Here is a 15,756-nt window from a genome sequence, read left to right as displayed (position 1 = left end):
CGCGGTGATCTTTACCACACAATGACGATATCGAAGCCGATCGTGTACCCACCGTCGTGCCGGCGGCATGTCAGACCCTCGGCGTACGGTTGAGGTCATGGCGCTCGACATTCCACGACTTGATGGCCGCTTCGAGGTGGTCAGCGAGTTCATACCCTCCGGCGACCAGCCGACTGCCATCAACGATCTTGAGCGCAGGGTGCGGCGCGGCGACCGGAACTCCGTGCTGCTCGGCGCCACCGGCACGGGTAAGAGTGCGACCACTGCCTGGTTGATCGAGCGGCTCCAGCGGCCGACCCTGGTGCTGGCGCCCAACAAGACCCTCTGCGCCCAGCTCGCCAAGGAGTTCAGCGAGCTGATGCCGCACAACGCGGTGGAGTACTTCGTCTCCTACTACGACTACTACCAGCCCGAGGCGTACATCCCGCAGAGCGACACCTACATCGAGAAGGACTCCTCGATCAACGAGGAGGTCGAGCGGCTGCGGCACGCCACCACGATGTCCCTGCTGACCCGCCGGGACGTGATCGTGGTGGCCACGGTCTCCGCGATCTACGGCCTGGGCACCCCGCAGGAATACCTCGACCGCTCGGTCCGGATCCGGGCCGGCCAGGAGGTCGAGCGGGACAAGCTGCTCCGCCGGCTGGTCGACATCCAGTACACCCGCAACGACATGGCGTTCAACCGAGGCACGTTCCGGGTCCGCGGCGACACCCTGGAGATCATCCCGGCGTACGAGGAGCTGGCGCTGCGGATCGAGTTCTTCGGTGACGAGGTGGAGAAGCTCTACTACCTGCACCCGTTGACCGGTGAGGTGGTCCGCGAGGTGGACCACCTGCTGATCTTCCCCGCCACCCACTACACGGCCGGGCCGGAGCGGATGGAGCGGGCGCTGGCCGGCATCGAGGTCGAGCTGGCCGAGCGGCTGGCCGAGCTGGAGCGCCAGGGCAAGCTGCTGGAGGCGCAGCGGCTGCGGATGCGGACCAGCTACGACATCGAGATGATGCGCCAGGTCGGCTTCTGTTCCGGCATCGAGAACTACTCGATGCACATCGACGGCCGTTCGCCGGGCAGTGCCCCGCACTGTCTGCTGGACTACTTCCCGGACGACTTCCTGACCGTGATCGACGAGTCGCACGTGACGATCCCGCAGATCGGCGCGATGTACGAGGGCGACGCCTCCCGCAAGCGGATGCTGATCGACCACGGCTTCCGGCTGCCCAGCGCGGCCGACAACCGCCCGCTGCGGTTCGACGAGGTCCTGGAGCGGGTCGGCCAGATGGTCTTCCTCTCCGCCACCCCGGGGCCGTGGGAGCTGGAGCAGGCCCAGGGCGAGGTGGTCGAGCAGGTGATCCGGCCCACCGGCCTGATCGACCCCGAGGTGATCGTGAAGCCCACCAAGGGGCAGATCGACGACCTGATGCACGAGATCAAGCTCCGTACCGAGCGGGACGAGCGGGTGCTGGTCACCACACTGACCAAGAAGATGGCCGAGGACCTCTCCGACTATCTGCTGGAGCACGGCATCCGGGTGCGGTACCTGCACTCGGAGGTCGACACGCTGCGCCGGGTCGAGTTGCTGCGCGAGCTGCGCAAGGGCGACTACGACGTACTCGTCGGGATCAACCTGCTCCGGGAGGGGCTGGACCTGCCCGAGGTGTCGCTGGTCGCGATCCTCGACGCCGACAAGGAGGGCTTCCTGCGCAGCGGCCGGTCGTTGATTCAGACCATCGGCCGGGCCGCCCGTAACGTCTCCGGCCAGGTCCACATGTACGCCGACAAGATGACCCCGTCGATGGCCGCCGCGATCGACGAGACGAACCGGCGCCGAGCCAAGCAGGTGGCGCACAACGAGGCGAACGGGATCACTCCGGAGCCGCTGCGCAAGAAGATCCACGACATCCTGGACGACATCTACCGGGAGGCCGAGGACAACGAGAATGCGACCACCCGGGTCGGCGGCGGGGTGCGGCAGATGTCCCGGGGCAAGGCGCCGGAGACCCGCAACCGGGGTCGGATCGGAACGGCACCGGCCCGGGAGGGGATGGCCCGCGCCGAGCTGGCCCAGCTCATCCAGGAACTGAACGACCAGATGCTCGCCGCGGCTCGCGAGTTGCAGTTCGAGCTCGCCGCCCGGATCCGGGACGAGGCCGCCGAGCTGAAGAAGGAGCTGCGCGGAATGGACGCGGCCGGAATGAAGTGAGCCCGGCCGCCCCGGGGCGGATGCGGCCCCGATCCCGGCTCAGCCGTACCGGTCGAAGCCGCCCTCGGAGTCGATCACCTGTCCGGTGATCCACCGGCCGTCCGGTGAACAGAGCCACTCGATCAGCCGGGCCGCGTCGTCCGGGCGGCCCCACTCGCCGCCCGGAAACAGCCGCCCGACCGCGGCCAGACCCTCCGGCGACGCGTAGCCGGTGTCGGTCGGCCCGGGGTTGACGCAGTTCACCGTGATGCCCCTCGGCATGAGCAGGGGACTCAACTGCCGGGTGAGGTTCTCCACGCCGGCCTTGCTGGCCGCGTACGCCAACTCGGCCGGCATCGGGCCGAGCCGTTGACCACTGGAGAACAGCACCAGCCGGCCACCGGAGCCGGCGCCGAACGCCGCCGCGAACGCCTCGGCGAGCAGCAGGGTGGCCCGGACGTTGACGATCAGGTGCCGGTCGATCTCGGCGGCGTCGAGCCCGTTCAGCGGGGTGTGCGTGGAGTAGGCGTGTGCCGCGACCAGCACGTCCAGCCGGCCGTGGGTGCGTACCGCCGTCTCGATCAGTTCGGCGGGCGCGCTCGGCGAGGTCAGGTCGACGACACGGTACCGGACCGCGTCGGGATCGCCGGTCACCCCGTTCAACTCGGCGAGCAGCGCGGGTACGCCGTCGGGGTCGCCGCCGTAGGGCTGCGCGTCGTCGTACCGGGGCAGGCCGGTGAGCTGTAGGCGGTAGCCGGCGGCGGCGAACCGGCGGGCCACCGCCGCACCGATCCCGATCCGTCGGCTGACCCCGGTGACGAGGGCTACCCGTTCGTTCATGTGCCGAGTCAACCGGATCGGTCGGCTTCCGGCCACCCCGGTCACCTGCCGGACCGTCATGCACATGTCCACAGTGGTGTCCCGGTCGTCGCGGCGGGCAGTGGGATGTCGGGGCGACTTGTTAGGGTCTTGCCGCCCTCGAGTGCTTCGGAGTCGCAGAAGATGACGATCAATTCGCACATTACCGAGTTCGCCGGCCTGCCGGTGGTGGACTTCGATCCGGACCGGCCGGTGGACGCGGCGCCGGGTACGGTCGCCTGGCGGCTGCGCCTCGACGACGGCTCGGAGGGCGGCGAGAGGTTCGCGGAGCTGACCGACCGGTTCCTGGCCGCCGTCGAACCCGGCGAGGTGCAGGCACTGATCGTCGGCGACTGGGGCGAGTCGTACGACCAACCCGCTCCGGTGGACCTGCTGGTCCGGCTCGCGCCCCGACTGACCGGGCTGCGCGCACTCTTCATGGGTGAGTTGACCATGGAGGAGAGCGAGATCTCCTGGATCACCCAGGCCGATCCGGCGCCGCTGTTGACGGCGTACCCGCAGTTGCGCGTTCTCCGGATCCGGGGCGCGACCGAAGGGCTGAGCCTGACCCCGACCCGGCACACCGCGCTGCGCGAGCTGGCCATCGAGGCCGGCGGCCTGCCGGCGCACGTGGTCCGGGCGGTGGGCGAGTGTGACCTGCCGGCGCTGGAGCACCTGGAGCTGTGGCTCGGCACCGACGAGTACGGCGGGGACGCCACCGTGGAGGATCTGGCGGCGGTGCTGGGTGGTGGTCGGTTGCCGGGGTTGGTGTCGTTGGGTCTGCGGAATGCGGAGATCGCGGATCAGGTGGCGGGGGCGTTGGCGGGTGCGCCGGTGGTGGCGCGGTTGCGTCGGTTGGATCTGTCGTTGGGGATTCTCGGTGACGAGGGGGCGGCGGCGTTGTTGGCGGGGCAGCCGTTGACGCATCTGGACCGGCTGGACCTGCGGCATCACTACATCGGGCCGGAGCTGGCGGCGCGGCTGGTCGCGGAACTGCCCGGCGTCGAGGTCGACCTGGCCGACGTCCAGAAACCCGACCGGGACGGTGACCGGTACGTCGCGGTGTCCGAGTGAGGACCAGTTTCCACGGGCACGCCCGCGAGTTCGCCGGGTTGCCGGTCTTCGGGCTGACCCAGAACTGGTCGGACGATCCGCCGGTGCTCGTTCCCGAGGCGGAGCTGCCGGCCGACCCCGGGGCGGTGGCCTGGCGGATCGAGGCGTGGGAGGAGGACGACAACTGGGACTACGGGCCGTCGCCGGCCTTCGAGACCGCGTTCGAACGGTTCCTCGACCTGGTCGACCCGGCCGACGTACGGGCCCTGGTGATCGGACAGTGGGGCTACAGCGCGATGAACGCCGCCCCGATCGACCAGCTCTGTGCCGCCGCCTCCCGACTGACCGGGCTGCGCGCGCTCTTCCTCGGTGACGTTCCCGCCGAGGAGTGCGAGTTGTCGTGGATCTGCCAGGGGGACGTCACGCCGTTGCTGGCCGCGTACCCGAATCTGGAGCGGCTGCGGATCCGCAGCGGCGACGCGAATGTGGAGCACGGCACCGGTCTCGCGCTCTCGCCGATCCGGCACACCGCGCTGCGCGAGCTGGTCGTCGAGTCCGCGGGGCTGTCGACCGGCGTGGTCCGGGCGGTGGGCGAGTGTGACCTGCCGGCGCTGGAGCACCTGGAGCTGTGGCTCGGCACCGACCGGTGGGGCGGCGACGCCTCGGTGGAGGATCTGGCGGCGGTGCTGGGTGGTGGTCGGTTGCCGGGGTTGGTGTCGTTGGGTCTGCGGAACGCGGAGATCGCGGATCAGGTGGCGGGGGCGTTGGCGGGGGCGCCGGTGGTGGCGCGGTTGCGTCGGTTGGATCTGTCGTTGGGGATTCTCGGTGACGAGGGGGCGGCGGCGTTGTTAGCGGGGCAGCCGTTGACGCATCTGGACCGGCTGGACCTGCGGCATCACTACATCGGGCGGGAATTGGCGGCCCGGCTGGTCGCGGAGTTGCCCGGCGTCGAGGTCGACCTGGCCGAGGCCGAGTTGCCCGACGCGTACGGCGACCGGTACGTGGCCGTCGACGAGTGACTGGCATGATCGACGGATGACTGGCAGGGCGCCGCTGGTGGTCGTCGGCAACCCGGACAACCGGCGGGTGACGTTGTTCCGGGACGCCGCTGCCGAGGCCGGCGTGCCGACGACGGTGCTGCCGTGGCGGCAGCTGGCGGCCGGCCCGGTCCGGCTGCACCGGCAGGCCGTGGTCCGGATCGACTCACCGGGCGAGGACGCCGAGGTCGACCGGCTGCTGCGCGGCGCCGACCGGCCGGCCGAGCACGGCGAGATCATCGGATTCGCACCCTGGTACGCGGGCCTGCGCGCCGCCCTGGACCGGCTCGACGCGGCCGTGCGCGCCGCCGATGCGACCCTGCTCAACCAGCCGGCCGACGTCCTCGGGATGTTCGACAAACGCGCCTGCCACGCCCGGCTGACCGCCGCCGGAGTTCCGGTGCCGCCGGCACTGCCCGGCCCGGCCACCGGGCGCAGCGGCTCCGTCGCCGGGACGGGTGGGATCGCCGGCTACGACGAGCTGCGCGCGGCGATGCGGGCCGTCGGCTGGCACCGGGTCTTCGTCAAGGCCGCGCACGGCTCCTCGGCCTCCGGAGTGCTCGCCCTACAGGTGGCGCCCGGCCGGATCCGGGCCACCACCTCGGTCGAACTCGCCGCCGACGGCCGGTTGTTCAACTCACTGCGGGTCCGCGACTACACCGGGGAGCGGGAGGTCGCGGCCATCGTGGACCGGCTCGCCCCGGACGGGCTGCACGTCGAGCGCTGGTTCCCCAAGGCCGGGCTGGGTGCCGCCACGATCGACCTGCGGGTGCTGGTCATCGCCGGACGGCCGGAGCATGTCGTGGTCCGGTCCAGCCCCGGTCCACTGACCAATCTGCACCTGGGCAACGCCCGGGGCGATCTCGCCGCGGTGCGTACGGCAATGGGCGAGCCGGCGTACGCGGCGGCGCTGCACAGCTGCGTACGCGCCGCCGCGTGCTTCCCCGCCAGCCTGCACGTCGGGGTGGACCTGTTGGTCGGCACCGACTGGCGGCGGCATGTGGTCGCCGAGGTGAACGCGTTCGGGGACCTCCTTCCCGGAGTGTCCGACCCGGCGGGCCGGGACAGCTACGCCGCCGAACTGCATGCGCTGACGTCCGGCCGGTTCGATCGGTGGCGGGCCGGGACGTCGGCCGGGAGGGCAGCATGAGAGACCTGATCGGCACCCATGACCTGCTGTTCGTCACCCTCGACACGCTCCGCTACGACGTCGCGGCCGAACTGGCCGCCGCCGGCCGTACGCCGAACCTGGCGCGGGCGTTACCGGACGGGACGTGGGAGCGCCGGCACAGCCCGGCCAGCTTCACCTACGCGGCGCACCAGGCGTTCTTCGCCGGCTTCCTGCCCACCCCGACCACACCCGGTCCGCATCCCCGGCTCTTCGCGGCGGCCTTTCCGGGCAGCGAGACTACCGGCGAGCAGACCTGGACCTTCGACGCCCCCGACATGGTGGGTGCGCTGGCCACCGCCGGCTACCACACCGTCTGCGTCGGCGGGGTCGGCTTCTTCAACGCCAGGTCACCACTGGGCGGCGTGCTGCCGGCGCTGTTCACCGAGGCGCACTGGGAAGCCGAGTTCGGCGTCTCCGCGCCGCGTTGCTTCGAGGCGCAGCTCGACCGGATCGCCACCGTACTGCCGACGGTGCCGGAGGAGAAGCCGCTCTTCCTGTTCGTCAACGTCGCCGCGATCCACCAGCCGAACCGGCACTACCTGCCCGGCGCCGACCGGGACAGCAGGGAGAGCCACGCCGCCGCCCTGGAGTACGTCGACCGGCACATCGGCCGGCTCTTCGCCCTCGTCACCTCCCGGGACCGGCCGTGCCTGGTGCTGCTCTGCGCCGACCACGGCACGGCGTACGGCGAGGAGGGGCACAACGGGCACCGACTCGGCCACGAGGTGGTGTGGACGGTGCCGTACGGGCAGTTCGTGCTCGAACCCGGTGACTGGGGCAAGCCGGGGGACTGGCCCGAGTCGGCTGACCCGGCCGGCGGGGGTGAACCGGGGTGAACCCGCTCGACGGCTCGCCGTACCAGGGCTACCTGTACGCGTACCCGCACAAGACGGCGTACCGGCCGTTGCGTCCCCGCCCCGCGCTGCGCGAGGTCTGGGCTCAGCAGCCGCGCGACGCCCTCTTCCTCTATCTGCACCTGCCGTTCTGCGAGATGCGCTGCGGGTTCTGCAACCTGTTCACCCGGTCGAACCCGCCGGCCGAGCAGGTGACCGGGTACCTCCGCCAGTTGGGCCGGCAGGCCGGGCGGGTACGCGCGGCGCTCGGCGACGCCGAGTTCGCCCGGGTCGCGGTCGGCGGCGGTACCCCGACCTACCTGACCGCGAGCGAGCTGAACTCGATGTTCGACCTGCTCGCCGGCTTCGGCGCCCGGGTCGGCGCGGTGCCGACGGCGGTCGAGACCTCGCCGGACACCGCCACCCCGGACCGGATCGGGGTGCTCGCCGAACGCGGTGTCACCCGGGTCAGCATCGGGGTGCAGAGCTTCCTCGACGCCGAGGCGCGGGCGGCCGGGCGTCCGCAGCGCCGGACCGACGTCGAGCGCGCCCTGGGCACCATCCGGGACTGCGGCATCCCGGAGCTGAACCTCGACCTGATCTACGGCATTCCCGGGCAGACCGAGCGGACCTGGGCCGAGTCGCTCGCTTCGGCCCTGCACTGGCGGCCGGAGGAGGTGTTCCTCTACCCGCTCTACGTCCGCCCGCTCACCGGCCTCGGCCGGCGCACCTCCACGGTGGACGGTGACGACAGCGCCGACCCGACCTGGGACGCGCAGCGGCTCACGCTCTACCGGCAGGGCCGGGACACGCTGCGGGCCGCCGGCTACCGGCAGCTCTCGCTGCGCCACTTCCGCCGCGCCGACCTGGCGTCCGGCGACGATCCCGCGGCGACCGGGCCGGTCTACTGCTGCCAGGACGACGGCATGGTCGGGCTCGGCTGCGGCGCCCGCTCGTACACCACCGACCTGCACTACTCGTTCGACTACGCGGTCGGCGTCCGGCACGTCCGGACCATCATCGACGACTACCTGCGCCGGCCGGAGACCGACTTCGACGTCGCCGAGGTCGGCTTCCGGCTCGATCCGGTGGAGCAACGCCGGCGCTGGCTGGTCAAGTCGCTGCTCCGCGCGGACGGGTTCGAACCGGCGGCGTACCGGGACCGGTTCGGTTCTTCCGTCGACGACGACTTTCCACAGCTCGACGTGCTCGCCGGCCGGGGCTGGCTGGGCTCGGCGGGCGGGCGGACCGCGCTCACCGACGCCGGGCTGGAGCGTGCCGACGCGATCGGCCCCTGGCTGGTCTCCGTCCCGGTACGCCGGGCGATGGCCGGGTACGCCCTCCGATGAACCTCTCCGTGCTCTACCGGGGACCGCTGGCGAGCTGCAACTACGACTGCCCGTACTGCCCGTTCGCGAAGCGCCGGGACAGCCGGGCGGAGCTGGACGCCGACCGGACCGCGCTGGGCCGGTTCGTCGACTGGGCGGCCCGCAACCCGGACGACGACCGGCTCTGCGTGCTGTTCACCCCCTGGGGCGAGGGACTGAGCCGGTCCTGGTACCGCGACGCGCTGGTCCGGCTCTCCCACCTGGCGCACCTGGACCGGGTGGCGATCCAGACCAACCTGGCCTGCCGGTTGGACTGGCTGGACGCCGCCGACCGCCGGACCGTCGCGCTCTGGGCCACGTACCACCCCGGTCAGGTACGCCGGGAGACGTTCTTGGGTCGCTGCGCCCGGCTGGCCGAACTGGGGGTGCGGTTCTCGGTCGGCGTGGTCGGGCTGCCGGAACACCTGACCGAGGCGCGGGCGCTGCGGGCCGCCCTGCCCGCCGACGTCTACCTCTGGGTGAACGCGGCCGAGGGACAGCACTACACCGCCGCACAGGAGACCGAGTGGTCGGCCGTCGATCCGCTGTTCGGCTACAGCGTGCGGCCACATCCGTCGGCCGGGGCGCCGTGCCGGGCCGGGGAGACGGTGATCTCGGTACGCGGGGACGGCAGCGTCCGGCGGTGCCACTTTGTGGACACCCCGTTGGGCAACCTCTATGACGGGTCGTACCGCGCCGCCCTGCGGCCCCGGCCGTGCCCGAACGCGGCCTGTGACTGCCACATCGGGTACGTGCACCTGAAGACCCTGCCGCTGTACGACGTCTTCGCCGGCGGCGTACTGGAACGGGTGCCCGCCGATCCGCGCTGGGGCGTACCGGCCGCCGCGTTGCGCTGAGCGGCTGGCCGGGTCACCCGGCCGCGATCAGGTCTGCACCAGCGGTGCGTACTCCTGGGCGTCGAGGCCGAACGTCCAGGCCACCCCCGCACGCGCGGTACCGGTGTCCGGCGGGACCCTCAGCCAGTAGGTGCGCCGGGTGCCGTCGGGCTCGGGCGTGGCGTTGACCACCTCGACCATCACCAGCGGCTCGTCCTGGGGCAGGTGAAGCCGCCAGAGCACGCCGTACGCGTCGCGGTGCACCGCCGTGGCCCTGCTCTCCCGCAGGTAGCGGTCGTAGCCGAAGTGCTCCAGCATGACCCGGCGGACCTCGGCGTTGCGTTCCGCCCGGATCCGCCGCACGTCGAGCCGGGGCAGTTCGGCGGCGACGTCGGCCGGAATCGGCATCCCCCGCCAGGCGTGCAGCCCGAACCCGTCCGGGTAGGCCAGCGCCGGCCCGTCGTCGTGGTGCAGCCGGCCGAGGTTGTCCCGGTGCAGTCGGACCGGACGCTCGGTGAGGATCGCCACCCGCTCGTAGGGCCACCACCAACCGGCCGCGGCGGCGACTCCGGCCCAGGCCGGCCAGTCCCCGCTCGCCGTCGAAGGCGGCCAGCCAGGCGGCGTCGTGTTGTCCGGGTACCGCGTCGAGCAGGCTGGTGCGGGCCCGGCGGGTGAACGCGTCGTCGACCTCCTCGGTGAGGTCCGCGCTCAGCCGGCCGCGCAGCGGGGTGACCAGTCGGTCGGTGAGCAGGTGCCAGTTGCGGCGCCCACCGGCCGCCCAGTGCGCCGCCCAGCCGACCGGCCCGAGCCGGGCGACGGCGGCGGACCGGGCCGCTGCCCAGGTCGCGGTCCGGAGTTCGGCCCGGACCGGCCGGCCGGCCTGGACCAGGGCGGGATCGCAGCCCGCCGCCCGCAGTCTGGTCAGCACGTCGGCCAGGGCCGCTCCGGTCGCGGTACCCGGATAGCTGTCGATCCGGTCCACGGCGTCCGGCGCCACCGGAGTACCACCGACCCGGGCAGCGGACGTCGCCGGCGCGGGGCCGCCGGGCCCGGCGGCCCCGAACCCGCCGGGGCCGGCGGTGCCGGTATCCACATCGGCCACCGGAGCCGGGCCGGTTGTCGCGGCCCGGTCGGTTGTCGCGGCCCGGTCGGTCGCCGGGGCCGGACCGGTCAGCAGGGCGGCGGCCAGCGCACCGGCACGTGGGGACGGCAGCCAGACCACGTGTCCGGGCGGAGCGAGCCCCACCGCCGCGTAGGCGGCCCGGACCGCGGCCTCCGCCGCGGGCCGGTCGGCCGGCCCGGTGGCCAGCCCGTGCGCCAGCCACACCTCGGCCACCCGTGCCGCCTGCCGGAGCGCCTCCTCGGTCGCCGGATCGGTGCCGCTGCCGCTGCCGGTGCCGGGATGGGGATCGGACGGCCCGGTGTCACGGCCGGTGCGGGTGCCGGTGCCGGGATCGGTGGCGAGGTCGGGCTCGGTGTCACGGTCGGGCCCGGTGGCGCGGCTGGTGCGGGTGCCAGCTGGGCCGGGTTCGGTGGCGAGGTCGGGCTTGGTTTCGCGGCCGGTGTGGTTGCCGGTGGGGCCGGGATCGGTGGCGAGGTCGGGCCGTCCGGCCGTCATCAGTCGGCCACCGGTCGCCAGCTGCCGGGCAGGTATTCCCGTTGTCGCACCACCCGATAGGTGCCGGCGGGCAGCGCGATAGGGCCGTGTTCCTCGTGCCCGAGCCGGCCGTAGCCGTCGACCACCAGGAACGCCGGCTCGACCTGGTCGGGCAGTGCCCAGGCGGTGAGTCCGGATCCGGTCACCACGTGCGCGTGCCCGGTCGCCTCACCACGGGCGAGGACCAGCCGGCCCCGGGCGTCCCGACCCGCCGGCGCGAGGCCGCCCGGCAGCTCGGTCGGATCGATCGGCGTGACCAGAACATCGCCCTGTCGGTACATCTGCCGCCTCCGGAGGAACTGGGTTCGCCGGGGAGGCTAACGTCGGGGTGCGACAGATTGGTCGCGACGGCGGTCAGGCCGGCGGTACGACGTCCGTGAAGTGCTCGACCACCGGCGGCGTCGCGAAGTACGGGCCGATCAGCGAGCGCCAGGTGGTGAACCGCTCGGTGTCCCGGAAGTTCTCCAGGTGGGCCTCGACCGAGTCCCACTCGACCAGCAGTACGAACCGCGACGGGGACTCGATGCCACGGGTCATCCGTACCGAGCGGCAGCCCGGTGTACCGGCGAGGACCGGATGACCCTCGGCGTACGCCCGCGCGAACGCGTCTTCCTGACCGGCGAGTACGTCGATCAGCGCAACCTCCAGCACCATGGCCGGATCTTGGCACGGCCGGGTCCCGCCGGGTCGATCGGGGGTCTATCCGTCCCGACGGCCGGTCCCTAACGTAGGAGCTCCAGGGGATCTTGCGCGGGAGGTGCGGCATGCTCGACTGGCTTACCGGAACGGCGTTCACCGTGGCGGACACACCGACCAGCCGGGCCGAACTGCTCGGCTTCGCGACCGGCGTACTCAATGTCTGGCTGCTGGCCCGGCAGCGGATGTGGAACTGGCCGATCGGCATCGCGAACGTGCTCCTGCTGATGCTGCTGTTCTGGACGGCCGGCCTGTACGCCGATGCCGGCCTACAGATCGTCTACGTCGCGCTCGGGCTGTACGGCTGGTGGGCGTGGCTGTTCGGCGGTGCCGAGCGGAGCCGACTGGTGGTCAGCCGGACGGGTGCTCGGGAGTGGATGGTGCTGGTCGGCGCCGGAGCGGTGCTGACGCTGCTGCTGTGGCTGCTACTGGACCGGGCCACCGACTCGACCGTGCCGCTGCCGGACGCGGTGACCACCGCGCTGTCCCTGATGGCGACGTACGGCCAGTGCCGCAAGCGGGTGGAGAGCTGGTGGATCTGGATCGCCGCCGACGTCATCTACATCCCGCTGTACGCGTACAAGGGGCTGCATCTCACCGCCGGCCTGTACCTGGTCTTCCTCGGGCTCTGCGTGTTCGGGTTGCGCAACTGGCAGGCCGACCTGCGCCGGCTCTCCGCCGCCCGGCCGGTGGCTCCCGGTCCGGCGCCCGCCACGACGTGAGTACCCGGTTCGGGCACGGGCTGGTGGTCGGCAAGTTCTATCCGCCGCATGCCGGGCACCACGCGTTGATCAACGCGGCGGCCCGGCGCTGTGCCGCCGTCACGGTCGTGGTCGCGCCGTCCCGGCGGGAGTCGATTCCGCTGGAGTTCCGGCTGGACTGGCTGCGGGAGGTGCACGCGGCCGATCCACATGTCCGGTTCGTGGGCCGGTACGACGACCACCCGGTCGACTACGCCGATCCGGTGGCGTGGGAGGTGCACTGCGCGGTGTTCCGGGAGGCCGTCGGCGGGGCCCGGGTGGACGCGGTCTTCTCCTCCGAGGCGTACGGTGCCGAACTGGCCCGCCGGTTCGACGCGGTCGACGTGCCGGTGGATCCGGAGCGGGCGGCCGTACCCGTCTCCGGGACGGCGGTCCGGTCCGATCCGGTGGCGCACTGGGACCGGCTCAGCCCGCCGGTGCGGGCCTGGTTCGTCCGCCGGGTGGTGGTGGTCGGCGCCGAGTCGACCGGGACGACCACGATGGCCGAGGCGTTGGCCGGGCACTACCGGACGACCTGGGTGCCGGAGTACGGCCGGGAACTCACCGCCGACAAGCTGGCCCGGCTGCACAAGATCACGCCGGAGGCGACGGTCTTCGACGTCACCTGGGAGCGGGCCGACTTCGTGTCGGTGGTCCGCGAGCAGCAGGCGGCGGAGGACGCCGCCGCGCGCCGGAGCGGGCCGCTGCTGTTCTGCGACACCGACGCCCGGGCCACCGCAGTCTGGGAGGAGCGCTATCTCGGCTCGGCGTCGCCGCCGGTCCGGGCCGCGGCTCGCCGACCCGACCTGTACCTGCTGACGGACCACTGCGGTGTGCCGTTTCGCGATGACGGGCTGCGGGACGGTGAGCACCTGCGAGAATGGATGACCGGCCGGTTCCGGGAGGTACTGGCCGATTCCGCCGTACCAGTGATCGAACTCACCGGGCCACATTCGGAGCGGCTCCGCGATGCGGTCCGGGCCTGTGACGGGCTGCTGGCGGCGGGTTGGTCCCTGTCCGCCCCGATGTCGCCCGGAGGTCACACCTAGTTTCCTAGGATGGGTTACCAGGGGTGCCGGATGGCACACCAGGTTAGGGGAGATGCGCAACCGGCGGGGAATAGTGAACAATGGCCCTGTAGGAGGGGAGTATTCCTTCGCGACGGTGTCGTCAACACGGTCGTCGGTCGGGCAGTAGCCGGCACGACGACCCGGCACCGTAGGTTGTCGCCACGCGGTTCGCGCGGCGATGGCGGAAGAGACCTCCGACAGTCACCATCGTTTACACCGCCCGACGCACGCTACCCACGTGCCGACGGCGGTGCCGCGTGTCTGCCGGAGGAGTGTCTTGAACGTGTCCGCATGGGTATGGGCCATCTCGCTCGTCGTACTGACGGCGGTCCTGATACTCGATCTCGTCATCATCGGCCGTCGACCCCACGAGCCGAGCCTGCGGGAATCGGGTCTCTGGGTCGCCTTCTACGTCGGCCTCGCCCTGATCTTCGGGGTCGGGCTGGCGCTGACCAACAACTTCACCATCGCCGGAGAGTTCTATACCGGCTGGCTCACCGAGTACAGCCTCTCGGTGGACAACCTCTTCGTCTTCGTGATCATCATGGCCCGGTTCGGGGTACCCCGGCAGCACCAGCAGAAGGTGCTGATGATCGGCATCGTGCTGGCCCTGGTACTGAGGGGTGGCTTCATCGCCGCCGGGGCGGCGCTGCTGGCCCAGTTCTCCTGGGTGTTCTACATCTTCGGCGCCTTCCTGATCTACACGGCGATCAACTTCTTCCGCCAGGGTGAGCCGAACGAGGAGGACTTCAAGGAGAACGCCCTGATCCGCTGGACCCGGCGCGCCCTGCCGGTCTCCCGGGACTTCTCCGGTACCCGCCTCACGGTCCACGAGAACGGTCGGCGGCTCTTCACCCCGATGCTGATCGTGCTGATCGCGATCGGTACCACCGACCTCGTCTTCGCGCTGGACTCCATCCCGGCGATCTTCGGGATCACCCAGGAGCCGTACCTGGTCTTCACCGCCAACGTCTTCGCGCTGATGGGGCTGCGGCAGCTCTACTTCCTGCTCGGCGGCCTGCTGGACCGGCTGGTCTACCTCAACATCGGTCTCGCCGTGGTGCTCGGCTTCATCGGGGTCAAGCTGGTGCTGGAGGCGCTCGCGGGGAACAACCTCGGCTTCCTCAACGGTGGCGAGCCGATCGGTTGGGCGCCGCACATCCCGATCTGGCTCTCACTCACCATCATCCTGGGCACCCTGGCGATCGCGACCGTGGCCAGTCTGATCAAGTCGAGCCGGGACCGCCGGGCGGAGGAGCAGGTGCCGGTCGGCTGACCGCCGAGCGGGTCAGAGGGCAACCCGATGCGCGCCGACCAGGGTCGCGGTCCGGTCGGCGGGCATCGGTTCCTCCAGCACCCTCCGCTGGGTGTAGCAGGCGTGCAGCATGCGCCGGTGGCCCTGCGGGCCGGGCCGGGCGGTGACGATCCCGATGTGGTGGACCCGCCGCCCGGGCCGGGCGAAGAAGTAGAGGTCGCCGGGGCACTCGGCACCGAGCGGCACCGGCATGGTCGCCGCCGCCTGGTCGTCGGCGTCCCGGGGCAGCCGGACCCCGAACCGGCGCCAGGCCAGGTGCACCAGACCGGAACAGTCGATCCCGTACGCCGAGACGCCACCCCAGACGTAGACCACGTCGCGGAGCCGGCAGGCGACGGTGAGCACCTCCACCGCGCTCGGCAGCCGGGTCGGCGCGGGTGACAGATGTCCCTCGGCCACCCAGAGCGGCTTCCCGTGTCCGGGCACCCGGACCGGACGCCAACCGCTCCGGGCCGGTCCCGCTCCGGTCAGCCGGGTACCCAGGATGACGCCGGGCAGCACCACCGGGCCGGCCGGGGCGGCATGCAGCCGGGTGACCGTGGCCGCCACCACCAGAACCGGGCCGGACGGCGCCTCGTCCGGCCCCGTGGACTCGGCGAGTTGTTCGAGCGGCAACCAGCCGGGGTAGCCCCGTGGGTCGAGCTTGGCCGCCGGCTGCTCCACCGCGACGAGCCGGACCCAGCCGTCCGGCCTGATCTCTTCGACCAGTACCCGTTCGCCGAGCAGTAGTTGGCTGAGCACGCAGTCGCCGACCCGTTGGTCGGAACTCATTCCGGAGATCCACCCGGCGATGTCGGTCCGGCTCGACAGGGCCGGCCCGTCCACCGGCCGGACGGCCTCGGGTCGCGCCCAGAGGGTGGCGACAGCGACCCGGACGACGGCCTCGTGGCCGGAGCGCAGCACCATGTCGACCCCACCCGTCCTCGACCGATCTCGGTCCG

Annotated in this window: 16 protein-coding genes; 11 read left to right on the top strand and 5 right to left on the bottom strand. The window is 71.9% G+C overall.

Annotated features, from left to right (window positions below; all coding sequences use genetic code 11):
• The first annotated feature begins 97 nt into the window (after positions 1-97).
• Positions 98-2,203, top strand: a complete 2,106-nt coding sequence (gene uvrB, locus H4W31_RS38850) for an excinuclease ABC subunit UvrB (protein ID WP_192771143.1) — start codon at positions 98-100, stop codon at positions 2,201-2,203.
• A 39-nt stretch (positions 2,204-2,242) separates the two neighbouring features.
• Here the strand turns inward: uvrB and H4W31_RS38845 are convergent, their stop codons facing one another.
• On the bottom strand, positions 2,243-3,022 hold the full coding sequence (locus H4W31_RS38845) for an SDR family oxidoreductase (RefSeq protein WP_192771142.1): 780 nt from the start codon (positions 3,020-3,022) through the stop codon (positions 2,243-2,245).
• A 162-nt stretch (positions 3,023-3,184) separates the two neighbouring features.
• Between H4W31_RS38845 and H4W31_RS38840 the strand changes: the two genes are divergently transcribed.
• Genes H4W31_RS38840 through H4W31_RS38815 form a run of 6 tightly spaced genes read left to right on the top strand, consistent with a single transcriptional unit; the run spans position 3,185 to position 9,358 of the window.
• Positions 3,185-4,114: an STM4015 family protein gene (locus H4W31_RS38840; RefSeq protein ID WP_192771141.1), complete on the top strand. Its 930-nt coding sequence runs from the start codon at positions 3,185-3,187 to the stop codon at positions 4,112-4,114.
• The gene (locus H4W31_RS38835) at positions 4,111-5,112 is read left to right on the top strand and encodes an STM4015 family protein (RefSeq protein ID WP_318783653.1); all 1,002 of its coding nucleotides are present in this window, start codon (positions 4,111-4,113) and stop codon (positions 5,110-5,112) included. Before H4W31_RS38840 ends, H4W31_RS38835 begins: the two co-directional genes overlap by 4 nt.
• Before the next feature lie 16 nt (positions 5,113-5,128).
• Positions 5,129-6,280 carry an STM4014 family protein gene (locus H4W31_RS38830; protein WP_192771140.1) on the top strand — a complete coding sequence of 384 codons (1,152 nt, stop codon included), beginning with the start codon at positions 5,129-5,131 and terminating at the stop codon, positions 6,278-6,280.
• On the top strand, positions 6,277-7,137 hold the full coding sequence (locus tag H4W31_RS38825) for an STM4013/SEN3800 family hydrolase (RefSeq protein ID WP_192771139.1): 861 nt from the start codon (positions 6,277-6,279) through the stop codon (positions 7,135-7,137). Before H4W31_RS38830 ends, H4W31_RS38825 begins: the two co-directional genes overlap by 4 nt.
• A complete protein-coding gene (locus H4W31_RS38820) occupies positions 7,134-8,483 on the top strand; it encodes an STM4012 family radical SAM protein (RefSeq protein WP_192771138.1) in 1,350 nt (449 codons plus the stop codon). Before H4W31_RS38825 ends, H4W31_RS38820 begins: the two co-directional genes overlap by 4 nt.
• Positions 8,480-9,358, top strand: a complete 879-nt coding sequence (locus H4W31_RS38815; RefSeq protein WP_192771137.1) for an STM4011 family radical SAM protein — start codon at positions 8,480-8,482, stop codon at positions 9,356-9,358. The genes H4W31_RS38820 and H4W31_RS38815 overlap by 4 nt, the downstream gene beginning before the upstream one ends.
• A gap of 27 nt (positions 9,359-9,385) precedes the next feature.
• On the opposite strand, the gene H4W31_RS43490 is transcribed toward H4W31_RS38815, so the two are convergent.
• A complete protein-coding gene (locus tag H4W31_RS43490) occupies positions 9,386-9,865 on the bottom strand; it encodes a DUF6745 domain-containing protein (protein WP_225945908.1) in 480 nt (159 codons plus the stop codon).
• A gap of 230 nt (positions 9,866-10,095) precedes the next feature.
• Between H4W31_RS43490 and H4W31_RS43485 the strand changes: the two genes are divergently transcribed.
• Positions 10,096-10,302, top strand: a complete 207-nt coding sequence (locus H4W31_RS43485; RefSeq protein WP_225945907.1) for a hypothetical protein — start codon at positions 10,096-10,098, stop codon at positions 10,300-10,302.
• A gap of 652 nt (positions 10,303-10,954) precedes the next feature.
• Here the strand turns inward: H4W31_RS43485 and H4W31_RS38805 are convergent.
• Together H4W31_RS38805 and H4W31_RS38800 are read right to left on the bottom strand one after the other, a co-directional pair.
• Positions 10,955-11,275: a hypothetical protein gene (locus H4W31_RS38805; protein ID WP_192771136.1), complete on the bottom strand. Its 321-nt coding sequence runs from the start codon at positions 11,273-11,275 to the stop codon at positions 10,955-10,957.
• Between the two features lie 73 nt (positions 11,276-11,348).
• On the bottom strand, positions 11,349-11,648 hold the full coding sequence (locus H4W31_RS38800) for an antibiotic biosynthesis monooxygenase family protein (protein ID WP_192771135.1): 300 nt from the start codon (positions 11,646-11,648) through the stop codon (positions 11,349-11,351).
• 110 nt (positions 11,649-11,758) lie between these two features.
• On the opposite strand from H4W31_RS38800, the gene pnuC reads away from it, so the two are divergent.
• The 3 genes from pnuC to H4W31_RS38785 all read left to right on the top strand — a co-directional run bounded on the left by pnuC (position 11,759) and on the right by H4W31_RS38785 (position 14,776).
• A complete protein-coding gene (pnuC, locus tag H4W31_RS38795) occupies positions 11,759-12,412 on the top strand; it encodes a nicotinamide riboside transporter PnuC (RefSeq protein WP_192771134.1) in 654 nt (217 codons plus the stop codon).
• Entirely contained in the window at positions 12,409-13,479 is a 1,071-nt protein-coding gene (locus H4W31_RS38790) for an AAA family ATPase (protein WP_318783652.1), read from the top strand. The genes pnuC and H4W31_RS38790 overlap by 4 nt, the downstream gene beginning before the upstream one ends.
• 298 nt (positions 13,480-13,777) lie before the next feature.
• The gene (locus H4W31_RS38785; protein ID WP_192771133.1) at positions 13,778-14,776 is read left to right on the top strand and encodes a TerC family protein; all 999 of its coding nucleotides are present in this window, start codon (positions 13,778-13,780) and stop codon (positions 14,774-14,776) included.
• A 12-nt stretch (positions 14,777-14,788) separates the two neighbouring features.
• Here the strand turns inward: H4W31_RS38785 and H4W31_RS38780 are convergent, their stop codons facing one another.
• The gene (locus tag H4W31_RS38780) at positions 14,789-15,721 is read right to left on the bottom strand and encodes a C40 family peptidase (protein WP_192771132.1); all 933 of its coding nucleotides are present in this window, start codon (positions 15,719-15,721) and stop codon (positions 14,789-14,791) included.
• Positions 15,722-15,756 lie beyond the last annotated feature (35 nt).

It is taken from the genome of Plantactinospora soyae, from assembly GCF_014874095.1.
Lineage (GTDB): Bacteria > Actinomycetota > Actinomycetes > Mycobacteriales > Micromonosporaceae > Plantactinospora > Plantactinospora soyae.
The sequence above is the reverse complement of the archived record's forward strand: the minus strand, read 5'-3'. Positions and strand labels throughout refer to the sequence as shown.